This is a genomic window from Spirosoma foliorum, from assembly GCF_014117325.1.
Taxonomy (GTDB): Bacteria; Bacteroidota; Bacteroidia; order Cytophagales; family Spirosomataceae; genus Spirosoma; species Spirosoma foliorum.
Map to the genome: position 1 here is coordinate 6,504,550 of NZ_CP059732.1, position 16,823 is coordinate 6,521,372.

The window sequence follows — 16,823 nt, forward strand, 5'->3', positions numbered from 1 at the left end:
ATTTATCCAACTTATGAAGAGAAACTACGGCTACGGCCTCCGAAAAATCCACTACGCCCGCTCGATGGCCGAACAGAGCGTGTTACGCGGGAAGTTCGAACACTTTCGCCAACGCGTGTGGAGCGATTATATAAATCGGTATTCGCATAGATTCCGGAACCGTATCGACGGGCATCATCCCGATATTGGGGTGCCGTAGATCGTCCCAGCATATAGCCAAGGCTACCCCACAACAGCGCATTCGCTAAGCCATTATGATGGTGAGCCTGATACGCGCCTGGATTATGAAGATAGGTATTGGTGGACTGATCGGTTTCAACAAGTCGTTTGGCGGCTTCAACACTTAATGTGTCGCGGTGGCCATCGAAATAACTCACAATAGCCCCGGCCTGCCCCGGATTGGCCTGGACTTCGTCGGTGATTTTAAAATTACCGGGGGCCGTTTCGGTGATATAGGTTCGTACACCTTTACCAAAACGAGTTTCGGTTTGCTCTTCGTCGGAGTCGGAGTTATTGTTACCACAGCTCTGAAGCGCAACGGCACCACCAAGCAGCGCTATACTAAGGGTTGTGCTCAGGGTAATATCTTTTACACGCCGAAGAACGGCATGTCGGCGAGTCGGTGTCATACGTTAGGTTGATTAAGAATCAGCCACTAAACTACACTCCCGACGGCAAGGCTACAACCCAATAGGGATGAACTGTCGACTGAGCTTAGCAAACGGTTGCTAGAACGGACGGTATTTGGTACCGAATAGCAACGATACACCAGCCGATACACTTACAACGCCAACAGTCCGGTCACTACTGTAGTTTGAACTTTTAGAAACGCTGTTCGCACTGGTAGCTATCGACGTCAGGTTGTTGAACGTAAAATCAGAACGGCTATAATCGGCATTCAGGTTAAGCGCCGTACTCCGCCCAAGACGATACCGCAGCGACAATCCGCCCCCATAAGCCATTGCATTGCTCTGGGAACCCGTCGTTTTAAGCGACATTTCAGTGTGACCGAATGTCCCCGACATCGATGTGTTAGGTAAAACAGCCAGTGCGCGTCCGGCGAGCAGTCGAGCATCTACCGATAATCTGCCCGTTACTGGAATCGACACGTATGGGCCGACCATCATTGTAAGAATTGACCAGTTATCGGCCCTCGCCGTCCAGACATCTGATTCGTTCCGATACAGAGCATCCAGCATAGCACCCGTATTTACCGAGTTCCGATGTTGCTCACCCCGAATCATTAAGCCAACGGGGCCCGCGATTCGGTAGCCTGCCGATACGTTAAAGGCAAGTCCATTTCCAGCCATGCAGGCCTGATCGTCGGTAGCTGAGCAACTGGCAAACCGGCCAACGGGCACGCTAGCCCCCGCCGATACAGCAAAAAAACCTTTTTTATCCTGATGCGATAGAATAAACGTCTTCTGGCAAAAGGCAGCAGTAGTCATACCAGCTGCCAACACAGTTACGAAGAGCTTTTTCATAGCCTACTAAATTTATTGGGTAAGTTGTTAAAATCTTACTCTACAAATTCAGTGCCATAAATACAGCATCAACACAACTAATTAATGATCAATCACTTACTATTTAGTATGTGCGTTCATTGCTAAGTAAACGCCATTAGTCCAACCGAAACCATCCTGGTTCGGATACTCCCCTCCTCCTGTAGTAATAGCGGCATCAACAACGTTATATTTCTCCATCATTTTGCCCGTTGCCCGAAAAACCTTGTCGTTTAGAGCCAGCCACCGGTCACGCCCTTCATTGGCGGTTTCGGTAAATCCATAATTGGTCAGCGCCCGATAGACAATCCATTGCAACGGTGCCCAGCCGTTTGGCCAATCCCATTGTTGTCCCGTATGATTAAGTGTTGTCACCCAACCGCCCGCTTGCAGGAAGTCTGCTTTGAGTCGGTCATGAACGCGTTCGGCCTGTTCGGGTGTGGCTAGTTTAAAGAATAATGGAAATGCTCCGGCCAACGTCAGCGCTTCGGTTTGTCGACCGGTTACCAAATCATAATCGTGGAAGAAGCCTGTTTCTTCATTCCAGAACGTTTGTTGGATGGCTTTCTCCCGATCTTTGATCAACCAATCATAGTCATCGTAAGCCATCTTGTGTTGGCCTGTTTGAAGTGCTGCATCGTGTAGGGTTACTTCGAGCCAATAAAGCAGGCAATTTTGATCCACGGGAATGATATTGGCTGCATCGATAGTCGTCATAGCCTGCTGATCTTTAAACCAGCGACTACTGAAATCCCAACCTGATTCGCAGGCAGCCCGAATGTGGGTATACAACTCTTCGGGCACAACGCCCAGCGGTTGCGCTTCTTCGGTTAGTTCGATTTCCTGCCGATAAGCCTCAGGGCGGGGTGTAGGTGTGTTGTCCCAATACCGATTCAGAATCCGATTACCTGCTAGCTTAACAACTCGCTTAGTAATAGGCTGTTCATCTGTTAGGGCATTGCGACCATCCATCCAGAAATCATATTCTTTCAGGAGCTGCGATTGATACTTTGCCAGTACTTCTTTGCCTTCAATTTCAGCCAGCACGCCTACCATCAACGCAAAGTAAGGGGGCTGGGAACGGCTCAAAAAGTAGGTCCGATTTCCGTTTGGAATGAACCCGAACTGATCGATCAGGAAAGCGAAATTATCGAGCATACCCTTTATCAAATCGAGTCTTCCCGATTCTTTCAGGCCTAGCATGGTAAAGTAACTATCCCAATAGAAAATCTCCCTGAATCGCCCCCCCCGGAACGACATAAGGATATGGCAAAGGCACCCGCGAACTTCCTTCAACAGGCGGATCGGCCTGCCGCGTGAGCCGGTCCCAAAGTCGGTTTATATGTTCGGCAGTGCTAACGGATGTATCGCTAATATAATCGCTGGCAACTTTTTCAGGAACGACAAAATAGGTATGCACAAACACCGAAAGGTCAAAACCAGCTTTGGTTTTCTCACTTTCATAGAGCGCGACCAGATCGGCAGGCGCGAGTTTAGGCACACAATCGACAAAGGTTTTCGAGTCGGCAAAAACGTGTCCTAACTGTACATCCTGAAACAGAGTACCGAAAAGTTGGTCCGGCGATTTGGGGAAAGATGAAGTTACCAAAATATGAAGACAAAAAGTTCAGATGATTTAACCAGAAAAAGCCCAGTTTGTCATTGACGGTATCGATTGGGCAAACAAAAATGCAAAATGCCACAATAGAACTGGAAAAAATAATACTTAGAAACCCGTATGTTTATTGTCCTAAACCTATAACCACCGTATCAGCATGGCTCACTGGCGCATAAAACTCTCGCTACTTCTAAACTATTTTGTTTTCGCCATTCTGCTCAACAGTGTTGGAACGGTGATTTTGCAGGTTCAGAATAATTATGGTGTAACGGCTTCGGCAGCCAGCGTGCTTGAAGCGTTCAAGGATTTAACCATTGCGTTTGTGTCCTTTATTGTAGCCTCCTACATTGTCCGGATTGGCTACAAACGGGCTATGCTAATTGCCCTCGGACTGGTTATTCTGGCCTGTCTGCTAATGCCGCAAGTCCCCGCCTTCTGGACAACCAAGCTGCTCTTTGCGGCAACAGGTGCTGGGTTTGCGCTCATTAAAGTGTCCATCTTTGCTACGATCGGCTTAATTACCGACGATTCGAACGGGCACGCCAGCTTCATGAACTTCCTGGAGTCGTTTTTCATGATTGGCGTTTTATCTGGCTATTTTCTGTTTAGTGCATTCGTTGATGACAAGAACCCTCAATCAGCCTCCTGGCTCACCGTTTATTATGTTCTGGCGGGTATTGCCTTAGTGGCCTTTCTGCTGTTACTCAGTACACCGATTGACGAATCGGGCGTCAAGAACGAAGTCCCTACAAGTTTGGTCGATGATCTGGCCGATATGTTTCGTTTAGCCATTACCCCCGTCGTGTTGGTATTTATCGGTACTGCTTTTGTCTATGTACTAATGGAGCAGGGAATCATGAGCTGGCTTCCTACCTTCAACAGCAAAATTCTGCAACTGCCCACCTCATTAAGTATCGAGATGGCGAGTATTCTGGCAGCCTCAACAGCAGCCGGTCGGTTTCTGGCTGGTGTGCTATTAAGCCGTATTTCGTGGTACTGGCTCCTGATTATTTGCCTGATCGCGTCAGCTGGCTTGGTCTTGCTGGCGTTACCACTAGCCACGGGCATTGATGGCCGCACGGTGACAGGCTGGGGAGATGCGCCCGTAGCGGCTTTCGTTTTCCCATTAATCGGCTTATTCATTGCCCCCATTTACCCAGCCATCAACTCAGCCATTTTGAGTAGCTTGCCCTTACGGCAACACGGCCCAATGGCCGGTTTGATTGTGATTTTCTCTGCCTTAGGTGGCACCACCGGCTCCATCATTACAGGACACGTTTTCGAAGCCTACGACGGACAGACGGCATTTTATTTCTCCCTCATTCCCATTAGCCTATTGCTCGTACTGATCACCGTGTTCAGCCGAATGCAAAAGAAAACCGGGAAAGAGGTAACGATTACAGCGGGTCTGGGCGGACATTAAAAGATGTAGGATATATGATATAGGGTGTATATCTGTCATGAAAATACATCATACACCCTATATCATATATCATTTAGCGTAGCCCGGTCCCATGAGCAACTGGCCTGGTCGCTGACCGTTGTGTTTGCTATTTTCAACGACGGGCGTGCCGTTAACGATAACCCAGGAAATGCCTGTTGTATAAGCGTGGGGTTGTTCGTAAGTGGCTTTGTCAGAAACGGTTTTCTCATCGAACAGCACAATGTCGGCAGCGTAGCCGGGGCGGAGTAAGCCGCGATCTGATAATTTAAATCGTTGAGCGGGTAAGGATGTCATCCGGCGTATAGCTTCTTCCATCGGGATAACGTGTCGTTCCCGTACGTAGCGGCCTAATACGCGAGCATTGGTTCCATACGCACGCGGGTGTGGCATACCTGACCCCAACTTAGCGACCCCAGCATCGGAAGCAATCATGGTATTCGGATACCGAAGAATGTTCTCAACATCGGTTTCCGACATGGTGTGGTAAACCATTTGAATTCGCTTCAGATTCGCTTTTTCCATCAAATCCATAATCAGGTCAGCTTCCGTTTCGGACGTGTTTTTCCGGCCCAGCTTCTGATTTATCGCACTGATGCTCAGGCCATTAAATGTCGTATCGGGCTTGTAGCTGGCCACAACGGCGTATTCATAATTCTTCCGCAGGTTTGTCGACAGGCCGTCCAGCATTTCCTTGCGAATTTTAGTGCGGGTAGCCGGGTCACGAAACCGAACCAACACAGCCGAATCGCCATCGGCTAGTGCCCACGAGGGCACAATACTTTCCAGCGACGTACTGGATGCCGTGTACGGATATTGGTCAACCGTTACGTCCAGACCTTCCCGCCGGGCAGCTTCGACTAGCTCAACGGTTTCGGTACTTTTCCCCCAAAGCGGCTTACTGGCCACTTTAAAGTGCGAAATCTCAACTGGAATTTTGGCTTCACTGCTAATCAGAATCGCTTCCTGAACGGCCTGTTTCACATTCTGTCCCTCGTTTCGGATGTGGGATGCGTATACTCCTCCATAGCGCGAGGCCATTTTCGCCAGATTCACGACTTCGGGTGTGCGAGCGTAGGTTCCGGGCGTATAAATCAGGCCGGTCGATATGCCTACAGCACCGTCTTTCATCGCCTGCTCAACGAGCGCTTCCATATCAGCCTGCTCACGAGCGGTGGGCTCTCGAAAGGCCATTTTCATCACTTTCATCCGCACCGAATTATGCCCGATCAACGAGCCGACATTGACGGATGTCTTCGTCATTCGGAGCGTATCGAAGTAGGTGCGTAAGTTGGCACTTGAGCCCCCACAATTACCCGTTATCAGCGTTGTTACACCATCGTAAATAAAATTGGGGGCACCGGGCTGGGCTTCCAGACTACCTTCCACATGCGCATGTACATCGATAAAACCGGGAGCTACAACTAACCCGCTGGCATCAATGGTTCGTTTGGCATCGCCCGACGCTATTGTACCAATCTTAGCAATACGCCCGTCCTGAATAGCCACATCGGCATAGACCCAGGGATTACCGGTACCATCAACTACGCGACCATTTTTGATAACCAGGTCGTAAGGTTGAGCATATGTAAAACAGGAGGCAAGAAGGCAACTAAGTAGCGCGTAGAGACGAAAGGGCATCGATTTGTCGAGGAAGGTGAAACAATCTATTCGCTCTGAATATGGGTGTTTTTCCGGCCAAAATCAAATTCTCCAGCGAACCGGCGGAATAGTCCAATAAAAAAGGAGACAGTTGCAAGTAACTGTCTCCCAATGCTATTAACAATAATTATCCAGAACGCCTATGCTTATAATTAGGCTTCGTCGGCACTTGGGCCATAGCTTCCCGGAATCGGAATATCCAGCAATCGGAGGTTGACACCTAACTGAGCACGGTGGTGTACGATCTGGCAAAACGTTGTCCGAATGACTTCATGTTTCGGCGAGGTGAAGAAGATTTGGTCACCATTTCGCAACGTCCAAGGGTCGTTCAGGATGGCTTCATTTTCGGGGACCAATTTCGATTTCCCATCCGCCAGGCAGGTTTCCATATAGTCCATTAACTCAGCCGTGTTATTAATGACATCCTCCTTGTAGGGGTTAACGTCGAAATCTAATCCGTCTGTTGTGAATGCCATAGTTACCCAGGTCGGCAAGTTGGCAATATGCGTAGCCAATTGCCGGATAGTCATGCTTTTTTCGTGCGGTTTCCAGTCGTATTTGTCGTCAGGAATGCGTTGTAACATTTTGCGGGTCGTTTGCGCTTCCTGCTCCATTTCAGTCAAAAACAGCGGAATGAGTTCCATAGAATTGTCGTTGGTTTATTGTTGAAACAAAGGTAAATGGCCCCTGTGACAGCCCTATGTCAGTAGTGTTTTGCCGATTTGTGAGGAGTAAACCCGGTTATTCTCTTCTGAAAACTTACCTGAAATTGTGGGCGAGTTAGCCCTATATTCGTTATCACAGGAATCCCGCTACTTTTGTATCAGTAGGCAACCATTAGCTTTCGTCATCTATGTCATCTCGCCTTTTGCTAAGTATCGCGGGGGTTTTCGTAGCCCTACTTGGGCATGGTCAAAAACCAATCTTCCCGACACCCCTGAGTCCACGATTGGCGAATTACCAGATCGATGTGAAGCTAAATCCGATCACGAAAAAACTCGATGGTCGGGAAACGCTAACCTGGAAAAATTCGTCTACCGATCAAATCCATGAATTGCAGTTCCACTTGTATTTGAATGCCTTCCGCAACGATCAGTCTACGTTCATGCGGGAATCGGGCGGGCAATTGCGAGGAGACCAGATTGACCGGAAAGCCAAAGAAGATCCTTATGGTTCTATCGATGTTGTGTCGATGAAGGTTCGTGGCGGGGAGGTGTTAGCTTATCAATTCTTCCAGCCTGATGATTCGAACCGGGACGATCACACCGTAATTCGGGTGCCTTTAAGCAAACCTGTTGGGCCGGGTGAAACTATCACTTTAGACATCGTCTTTCGAGCTAAGCTGCCCAAAATATTCGCCCGAACTGGTTTTAGCCGCGACTTTTTTCTGGTAGGCCAATGGTTTCCTAAAATTGGCGTTTACGAGTCGGCCGGAACGCGTTATCAACCCGCTGGATTAGGAAAAACAGGACACTGGAATTGCCATCAGTTCCATGCACACTCCGAGTTTTATGCCGACTATGGCGTTTATGATGTAAACATCACCACTCCCAAAGATTATTGGGTGAGCGCCGTTGGCCTTTTTCAGTCCGAAAAGCTACACGGCGACGGTACCAAAACAATCCTCTATCATGCCGAAGATGTGGTCGATTTTGCCTGGACGGCTTCTCCCCATTTTCAGGTTATTAACGATACCTGGAAACGGCCTTCGGGGGGCAAGGTCGATATAGAGTTAGTGATGCAACCCGAACATGCCCATCAAGCGAAACGCCATCTGGACGCAGCCAAAGCGGCTTTGGCTTACTTCGACAAACACCTGGGCAAATACCCGTTTCCGAACCTGACCATTGTCGATCCACCGTTACATGCCAGCGGCTCGTTTGGCATGGAGTATCCAACATTCATTACCGCCGGAACGGCTTGGTTCTTGCCCGCCGGAGCCCGCTTTCCGGAAGAAGTAACTATTCATGAGTTTGGCCATCAGTACTTTATGCAGCTTTTGGCGACCAACGAGTTTGAAGAAGCCTGGCTCGACGAAGGCTTTAATCAATACTACGAAGGCCGGATTATGGACGCTACCTACGGCGCTCGCTCATCGCAGATTGACTTGTTTGGCTTTCGATGGGGTGATCTGGAAAGCTCACGAGACAATTATGTGCATCAGGATAATCCTGCCCTTGGTTCATCGTTTGGCAACACCTGGCAATTGCCCGAAGGCCAGTATGGCGTTTTAACCTACTCCAAAACGGCAACCTGGATGCGAACGCTGGAAGGACTGGTTGGACGGACTGTAATGGACGAGATTATGCAGACATATTTCATCCGCTGGAAATTCAAACATCCCGACGGCCAGAATTTCATTGACATTGTAAACGAACTCGTACCCAAAAGACTTGGCGCTAAATACGGCCCCGATATGAACTGGTTTTTCGACCAGGTACTGTATGGCGATCAAGTTGTTGATTATGAACTTCTCTCCATTAAAAACCGGAGGGGTAATGGTCAGCAACAGAGCGTTATAACGGTGCAACGAAACGGCGATGGGGTAATGCCGGTGGACATATTGGTGCATTTTGACAATGGCCACGAGCTTATGTTATTCTGGGACGGTAAAGGTCGGCAGCGTCAATTTACACTCAACGAGAGCGCCAAAGTAGTCTGGGCAACTGTCGATCCGAAGCAAAAGATCTACATGGATACCAACCTTAACAATAATAGTTTAACCCTTGAACCATCATCGGCCCCAGCGGCTAAATTTGCGGCTAAGTTTTTATTCTGGGTTGAAAACTGGATGCAGTGGCTAGCCTGGCTGGCGTAAGCTCACGATAATTTTACTAACAAGATGACCTTTTCCGAAATTACTGACCTGCTCACCACCCAGTTCGGCCCTGATATACAGGCCAATCCGCAAGCGATACAGCCTTACCTCACTGTTCCTGCAAACCAATTGGTAGCCATTTGCCAATTTTTGCGTGACGATGACCAGTTATTTTTTGACTTACTAGCCTGCATTACAGGCATCGATAACGGGCTGGGGACCGACACGATGGAGGTCATCTATAATCTTACCTCTATTCCCTACCAGCATAACCTTATGGTAAAAGTGGTTATTCCACGTAATACCACTGGAAAGGAATTGCCAACGATACCGAGTGTAGCTCATATCTGGCGAACCGCCGACTGGCACGAACGCGAAACGTTTGATCTGGTTGGTATCCGATTTGAAAACCATCCAGACCTCCGCCGTATCCTGTTGCCTACCGATTGGGTTGGCCATCCACTCCGCACCGACTATCAGGAACAGGAGCAGTATCACGGCATCAAAACCAAATAAGCCGTCAGCTTTTTTAGCCTGGAGTTGACTGTTTCTGGTTTTCGTTTGTTATTGCTATATCTGTATTCCTGAATCGATGAAAAATTCTTTACAACGCCTTCGGGGCTTATTACTTCCTATCTACTGCTTAGTATCCCTGACATCTATTGCCCAAACGGATTCGGTAGTTGTAACTGGCCGTATTTATCACTTATCGGCCCGATTGTATCGAGAATCGCCAACCATATTTGTCAGCCGCAACAATATCCTACAAGCCAATCGCGAATTAGTACGGCCAGCCCCACTCAACGTAGACGGTTCTTTCCGGGTATCGATGCCGTTGATTTTTCCGCAGGAAGAAATGTATTTCAATTATGGCCGTATTTCGACTGCTTTCCTGGCTAATGCCGGCACGTTGACGATTGAAATCGATGCCGATTCGTTATTTACAGCCGCCGTACCTTTCCGGTTTGGGGGTGTCAATGCGCAGGTAAACCAGCAATTTGCTCGTTATAAGGCGTTCGAAGCTACTTATCCGAATAAACCGGATGGCAGGAAAATTACGAACCAGGTTACCAATGCGAGCGACGATGCTGCTTATCGGTTAATTTCCAGCGCCTATCAGGCTCCGTTTCTAGCCTTTTCGGCAAAAGAAAAACCATTCCCTTTGCTCAAACGCTGGGTTGGTTACGCTGATCGGTATAATGCAGCAGCTTTCCTGTATGACAAGGCTACGTATGAAAACGATAATTTAACAAAGCTGTTGAACGATTCGCTACGCCCACCTAATGATCAACTGCTGACCGCAGCTCGAGCGTCGGCTATGAATCGATTTGCCAGCTATGCAACTCATCGGCTTACGACCGAAGCCACCCGCGCGAATGGGTTAACCGTACGAGCGTTAGCTCTCTTATTAGAACGGTATGGCAAAAACATAACGGCCGAAGAGCGCCTTCGGCTTAACGATTACGCTACCTCGAATTCTGCCCGACAATCTGATTTGAAGTTCTTCGATGGGCTGGTCAAACGAAGCCCGGATACGTTGCAACGTCTGGTAAACTATGAGACGCTGATTCAGCGTAGCATTCGTCAGTTCGATAGTAGTGCCGTCGATTATCTGGCTGCTTATTGGCTTGCCAGTTCGTTACCGGGACTTACCCTGAACTTTTCGAAGCTCCTTTATGATTACGCACGGCCACAGGTAAAAAATCCAACCTTGGCCCAGTCGCTCGACGAATTGTATCGGCTCGAAGTAAAAGATAGTACCCGTATCAGGACAGCTATCCAGACCTTGCGAAAAGCAGGACCTTCTACCAGTAGTCTGGAAATTTCGCCGGGTATCTTCATAACCCGGAATGACTTTGGCAGCGGTTCGTCCTTGTTAGATCAGGTCATCAATGCCAATCGGGGCAAAGTGATTTACTTACTGATGACATCTGCTTCTGACGAAGCGGGTCGGCAAGCTGCAATTGACGCTCAACGGCTGCAAAATACTTACAGTGCCCGCGATTTGGCGCTTATCTACTTACCAATGCCCGACACCGACAAATCGCTTTGGCCAGAAATTGCCACGCGCTATAACCTCTCCGGCGATCATTTATTATTAACTAATACGCAGCTTCTGAGCGCTCTTGAGCGACTTCGATCGGATGAAGATTTGTCGGCAACGATCATCAATCGTACCGGGAAGATTGTAAAACGAAACGCGCCCTTACCGAGCGCGTTCGAGGATGTCAGAAAAGAAATCGATAAAAATCTCTAAGGCTAAAAAATGGTCAAGAGTGGTCAGGTGTTGTCAGAAATGGTCAAGGGTGGCAAGGATTGACATACAACTCTTGACCATTCCTGACAATACCTGACTACTCTTGGCCACTTCTTGACAACCTGTTATAATCCATACTGATCCAACAAATAGATCAGCGATGCCATCGAAGCCGCACCTAGTTCAAGTTCACGTTGGCTAACGACTTCAAAATTGTCGATAGCAGTATGATGGTAATCGAAATAACGCTGCGAATCGGGGCGAAATCCAAATAATACCGTACCCGATTGAGCCAATGGACCAATGTCGGCTCCGCCCCCACCCGCACCAATTTCCAGCAAGCCGTAGGGAGCCAGCAACGGTTTCCAGGGCATTACTTTGGCGCGTTGCTCGGGTGTTCCAACAATACCAAAACCACGTGGTGTGAATCCACCCGCATCGGACTCAACGGCGGCCATATGCTTCTCATTGTTCTTTTTAGCCAGATCGGCATATTGTACACCACCGCGCAGGCCGTTTTCCTCATTCATAAACATAACAGCCCGAATTGTACGCTTCGGCTTAATGCCTAATGCTTTGAACAGCCGAAGCACTTCTATTGACTGCATACAGCCTGCTCCATCGTCCTGCGCTCCTTCGGCCAGATCCCATGAGTCTAAATGTCCACCCACCACAATGATTTCGTCGGGCTTCTCACTACCCTTGATTTCACCTACCACATTGTACGACTTGGCATCGGGCAAAGTCTCGCAGCTTTGTTTAAAATAAAACGTCAGATTCGGATTTTCCTTTAGCGATTTACTGAGCAAATCTGCGGCATTGGTGCTAATAGCCGCCGTTGGAATCAGCGGAACGCCTGTAGCATACCGCATACCACCCACGTGCGGATAATCGTCATGCAGAGGATTCATTGACCGAACAATGGCACCCACAGCACCTAGTTTAGCCGCTTCAGTAGCCCCATTAGCTCGTTGGTCGACAGCTCCGCCATAGGCTTCAAACGTATTGATTTTTGTCGGGTCCATTGGTCGATTGTAAAACACAATCTTACCCTTTACTTTGTCGGCACCGAGCGCCCGCAATTCAGGAAAGCTTGTCACTTCAATTACACCGGCTTCAACGCCTTTTGGCCCTGTTGCGACTGATCCACCCAAAGCGGCAATCGGCACGGTTGTCTTCTGTTTCCCGTTTTGAATATAAGCCACTTCTTTTGCCCCGCGCACCCAATGCGGCACCATAACATCCTGCAAAAACACTCGGTCGAAGCCTTCTTTCTCCATGACCTGTTTGGTCCAGTCAACAGCTTTCTGGGCCCCTTCCGAACCACTCAGACGCGGCCCAATCTGCTTGGTTAGATGACGCAGCCATTCGTAGGATTTCCCATTCGAAAGCGCTTCGTTATAAATTTTTCGGATGGTAACCGAATCGGCGTTTTGCGCCTGTGCGTACCCGACTACCAGCGTAAAGAGAAGTGTAATTGTTTTCTTCATTATAGATGGTTGTATTGGTTAAAAAGGCAAGATACTCGTTTTGCCGTAACTTTAAAGCCAGTTTACCGATCCAACGGCATAGCTCCTGGCGAGTGCCCTATGTATAATCCCTATGGATTCAAATTTAGTTATCCGTTGTCTGTTAGCGCTGCGTCAATTAGCACTGCCCACTGTAGTCAAACAGGCACAATTAGTGTATGAAGAGGGACATGTTGCTGTAAAAAGTTTTGAAGAATACGAAGCCTATTTTACGGTTAGGAGTGTTTCGGGAAAAAGCGAATATGAGGTTAACATTTACAATCTGGATGATCCAACTGAAGTCTGGGGAGATTGTACCTGTCCTTATTCGGATGAGGGCGTCTGTAAGCACGTACTAGCCGCGTGTTACACCCTCGAAGTGTCGTTAAGAATAGGGTCTCCTATTCATCGAGGACGAAAATCGCCGGATGAATTAGTACAAAAAAAGATCATAAACATCAACAAAGTATCGAAACCAGTAGCAGTCCCACCCAAACCCGTTGTACCCACATGGGTGGCCAGCGATACGACCCTAAATCTGAAAAATCTGGGAGAAAATCAGATTCGCCCTAAAGTGGCAGATAATTTCTGGAGTAATCGGCGACATTACCAGAACGTCCGGTCGATAGAACAGGGTAAAGGCTACGAAACGTTTGAGCTATCTCTGAAAAAATACGGTACCTATCGCATTCGTATCAGCCGTGTTCAGAAAGGCACATATCATCTGTCGTGTTCATGTAATCAAACCCTTAAGCATCCGATTTGTGAACACCAGATGGGCGTACTGCTCTGGATGGCGAACCTGCGAGGTATACAGGCGCTCGAATTGTTAAGAGACTGGACTACTGAGAAAAACGCCTTACTGGTCGACTATGGCTACTCGATGCAGGATTCACTCACCCATAAATTTGAGTTTAAAATTGATCCATCGGGCGATAACCTGGAATTGATTCTACTCGACAAAAGTATCCAGCGCATCAGCGGTAATAACTGGGATAGCTTATTCAAAAGCACACTACCCAGTCTTACCGAACAACCAATAGTGCCGATTACAACCTTTGTTGAGCCTTCCGTTTACGTTTATTTGCTCGAAAAATTTACCCGCCAGACGCCCCCGTTTTTTGAGTTAACCCTTTGCCAGGGCAAACTCAATACGAAAACCGGAAAACTGACGCAGGTAGCTCGCATGAGTCCTTACGACCGTGAGCGCCCCACCACCGATGCCATTGATCTGGAAATCATGAATCTGGGTCGGATGCTCACCACTAACTACCTTAACGAATGGCTAACGGGACAGGGGTTTAAACTGGGCAAAAATTACTGGAACATTAATTATAGCAACGAAGCTCGTGAAGCTCTGTTGCAATGGTCGCTTAAATTACTAGATCGGTTGCTACCGTTATTGGCCAGTCGGCCAGTGCGGATACTCAAAGGAGAAGGCTATTCAGTAGGCTCAGTAGTAACTGTAGATGAACGTCCGCTGACACTCCGGTTTCAATTAAGTCGTGCGGATGGTGAAACCCTTTTACAAGCCACCGTGCAACAAGGGAACGACGAGCCAATTCCGTTTAATCGCCTGACCGATACGGGTTCTGATGCGCTCGTCCTGGTTGATGGCGACCGCCTGTGTCGTTATCAATCACTCGATACGGCCAAAGCCGCCCGACAATTCATGGATATGGATGGTGCGCTACGCTTCCGATCCCTACGCGACGAACAGTTTTTCAATGGTTTCCTGATCCCATTGGCGAATCGATTTGCGGTCGATTTCGATCAGGCATCAGATATTACCAAAACGGATCTGGAATTTCGGGAAGGCCGGATTTACCTCAAAGAAGACGAAAATAACCTCCTTATTGTACCCGCCTTTGGCTATGCTACGGACGAAGAGCCAGACATTGAACTACCACGCGATTTTCGCCCAGCACGGGTCGTTGCGTATGATGGAGCAGTTCAGCTTCAGAAACGGGACCCTGATGCCGAAAACGAGTTTATGCGGTTTATTCAGCAGCAACACCCCGACTTCGCCCATCAATCCGATCAGTTTTTTTATTTACCTACACAGAAAGTGCTCGAAAATGGCTGGCTATTCCATTTCTACGAAGCCTTACGCCAGAATCAGACGCGGCTATTTGGCTTTAGCTCCCTCAAAAAATTTCGTTATAATCCGAATGCGGCTGCGTTCAACATTCGCAGTTCGTCGGGTATCGACTGGTTCGATTTAAAAGTCGAGATTTCGTTCGGCGATCAGGCCGTTGCCTTAGCCGATGTCCGCAAAGCCATTTTACGGCGGCAAAACTACGTTGAACTGGGGGATGGAACCATTGGAGTGCTACCCGACGAATGGATTGCCCAACACGCTCAACTGTTCCGGCTTGGGCAGATCGATGATAAAAAGGGAAACATTCGGCTCTCTAAGCGGCACTTCTCCATTCTGGAACATTACCGGGAACGTATCAGCGACCCTAAACTCTTGAAGGAACTTGATGACAAGAAAGAGAAATTGCTCAACTTCCAGAAAATCAAGAAGGTAAAGCTACCTAGTAACATACAGGCTACCCTTCGGCCATATCAGGAAGAGGGTTACCGATGTCTCCACTTTCTGGATGAGTTTGGTTGGGGTGGTTGTCTGGCCGATGACATGGGCCTCGGCAAAACACTACAGATGCTAACGTTTTTACAAGAGCAGAAAAATCGACGACCCGATGGCATTCACTTAGTAGTAGTCCCTAAAACACTCATATTCAACTGGCAAGCAGAAGCAACTCGATTTTGTTCTAAGCTGCGCCTGCTTATTCATACGGGAACAGGCCGGGTTAAAACATTCGATAAACTTGCGGATGTCGATATTGTATTAACCACCTATGGGGCTGTTCGTACCGACATTGAGTGGCTGCGGGAATTTAAGTTCGATTATGTCATTCTCGATGAAGCCCAGGCCATTAAAAATCCAGATTCTTTAATTGCCAAATCGGTCCGGTTGCTTCAGGCACGCAATCGACTGACCATGACTGGTACGCCGGTTGAAAACAACACCTTTGATTTGTACGCTCAATTCGATTTTCTGAATCCGGGTTTTCTGGGTAGCGCCGAATTGTTCAGAACCGAATACGCTAACCCAATCGACAAGCATCAGGACAAAGCACGGGCAGCTGAACTACGGCAGTTGATTTACCCATTCATGCTCAAGCGTACCAAGGAAGAAGTGGCGAAGGACTTACCTGAAAAAACCGAAATTGTGCTCTATTGCGAAATGGACAAACAGCAACGTCGGGTTTACGAAGCGTATCGAGATCGCTACCGAGACCTGATTGAAAAACGTGTGGCAGAGGTTGGCGCCGAGCAATCGGCATTTCTGATTCTGGAAGGGCTGCTGAAGCTCCGGCAAATCTGCGACTCGCCCGCCTTACTTAATGATGAGGAAGATTACGGCAATGAATCGGCCAAATTAGACGAACTGGTACGCGAAATCGGGCAGAATGCATCCAATCATAAAATCGTCATTTTTAGTCAATTTCTGGGTATGCTCGACCAAATCAGGCAGAAACTGGAACGCGACCGGGTCCCCTACGAATACCTCGATGGGCAAACGAACGATCGGGCTAGTCGGGTGCAAAACTTCCAGGCTAACGATGAATGTCGGGTATTTCTGATGAGTTTAAAAGCAGGAGGTGTGGGCCTTAACTTAACAGAAGCCGATTACGTGTATCTTGTTGACCCCTGGTGGAACCCCGCTGTTGAGCAGCAAGCCATCGACCGTGTACACCGCATTGGCCAAACCAAGCGCGTATTTGCCTACCGCATGATCTGCAAAGACACGGTCGAAGAAAAGATTCTACTCCTTCAGGATCGCAAACGCGCCCTCGCCAGTGACCTTATCTCAACCGAAACAGGCTTCCTAAAAAAACTAAGCCCGAAGGATATTTTGGGGTTGTTTAGTTGATCGTGGCATGATCGAATAGGCAATATACAGACAAGCCCGGCCGCTTTCCAGCAACCGGGCTTTTCATCTCCCCT

General features: G+C 48.3%; 12 protein-coding genes. 5 read left to right on the forward strand and 7 right to left on the reverse strand.

Annotation, left to right across the window (positions count from 1 at the left end; genetic code table 11):
• Positions 1-11: 11 nt before the first annotated feature.
• The 4 genes from H3H32_RS27375 to H3H32_RS38065 all read right to left on the reverse strand — a co-directional run bounded on the left by H3H32_RS27375 (position 12) and on the right by H3H32_RS38065 (position 3,111).
• Complete coding sequence (locus H3H32_RS27375) at positions 12-629, reverse strand: Cj0371 family chemotaxis-regulating polar lipoprotein (protein ID WP_182458926.1); 618 nt, start codon at positions 627-629, stop codon at positions 12-14.
• A 99-nt stretch (positions 630-728) separates the two neighbouring features.
• The gene (locus H3H32_RS27380; protein ID WP_182458927.1) at positions 729-1,484 is read right to left on the reverse strand and encodes an outer membrane beta-barrel protein; all 756 of its coding nucleotides are present in this window, start codon (positions 1,482-1,484) and stop codon (positions 729-731) included.
• Between the two features lie 99 nt (positions 1,485-1,583).
• Entirely contained in the window at positions 1,584-2,705 is a 1,122-nt protein-coding gene (locus H3H32_RS27385) for a trehalase family glycosidase (protein ID WP_309547114.1), read from the reverse strand.
• Between the two features lie 10 nt (positions 2,706-2,715).
• Positions 2,716-3,111 (reverse strand): trehalase family glycosidase, encoded by a 396-nt coding sequence (locus H3H32_RS38065; protein ID WP_309547115.1) that lies wholly within the window; start codon positions 3,109-3,111, stop codon positions 2,716-2,718.
• A 166-nt stretch (positions 3,112-3,277) separates the two neighbouring features.
• Between H3H32_RS38065 and H3H32_RS27390 the strand changes: the two genes are divergently transcribed.
• Complete coding sequence (locus H3H32_RS27390; protein WP_182458928.1) at positions 3,278-4,543, forward strand: MFS transporter; 1,266 nt, start codon at positions 3,278-3,280, stop codon at positions 4,541-4,543.
• 69 nt (positions 4,544-4,612) lie between these two features.
• Here the strand turns inward: H3H32_RS27390 and H3H32_RS27395 are convergent, their stop codons facing one another.
• Positions 4,613-6,202 carry an N-acyl-D-amino-acid deacylase family protein gene (locus H3H32_RS27395; RefSeq protein WP_182458929.1) on the reverse strand — a complete coding sequence of 530 codons (1,590 nt, stop codon included), beginning with the start codon at positions 6,200-6,202 and terminating at the stop codon, positions 4,613-4,615.
• Between the two features lie 173 nt (positions 6,203-6,375).
• Positions 6,376-6,867, reverse strand: a complete 492-nt coding sequence (locus H3H32_RS27400; protein WP_182458930.1) for a DinB family protein — start codon at positions 6,865-6,867, stop codon at positions 6,376-6,378.
• Between the two features lie 209 nt (positions 6,868-7,076).
• Between H3H32_RS27400 and H3H32_RS27405 the strand changes: the two genes are divergently transcribed.
• The 3 genes from H3H32_RS27405 (at position 7,077) to H3H32_RS27415 (ending at position 11,298) form a co-directional block, all read left to right on the forward strand.
• A complete protein-coding gene (locus H3H32_RS27405; protein ID WP_182458931.1) occupies positions 7,077-9,041 on the forward strand; it encodes a M1 family metallopeptidase in 1,965 nt (654 codons plus the stop codon).
• Positions 9,042-9,065: 24 nt separating this feature from the next.
• Complete coding sequence (locus tag H3H32_RS27410; RefSeq protein ID WP_182458932.1) at positions 9,066-9,557, forward strand: NADH-quinone oxidoreductase subunit C; 492 nt, start codon at positions 9,066-9,068, stop codon at positions 9,555-9,557.
• 76 nt (positions 9,558-9,633) lie between these two features.
• On the forward strand, positions 9,634-11,298 hold the full coding sequence (locus tag H3H32_RS27415) for a hypothetical protein (RefSeq protein WP_182458933.1): 1,665 nt from the start codon (positions 9,634-9,636) through the stop codon (positions 11,296-11,298).
• A gap of 125 nt (positions 11,299-11,423) precedes the next feature.
• Here H3H32_RS27415 and H3H32_RS27420 read toward each other — a convergent pair whose 3' ends face one another.
• Positions 11,424-12,788 (reverse strand): M20/M25/M40 family metallo-hydrolase, encoded by a 1,365-nt coding sequence (locus tag H3H32_RS27420; RefSeq protein WP_182458934.1) that lies wholly within the window; start codon positions 12,786-12,788, stop codon positions 11,424-11,426.
• A 112-nt stretch (positions 12,789-12,900) separates the two neighbouring features.
• On the opposite strand from H3H32_RS27420, the gene H3H32_RS27425 reads away from it, so the two are divergent.
• On the forward strand, positions 12,901-16,749 hold the full coding sequence (locus H3H32_RS27425) for a DEAD/DEAH box helicase (protein ID WP_182458935.1): 3,849 nt from the start codon (positions 12,901-12,903) through the stop codon (positions 16,747-16,749).
• Positions 16,750-16,823 lie beyond the last annotated feature (74 nt).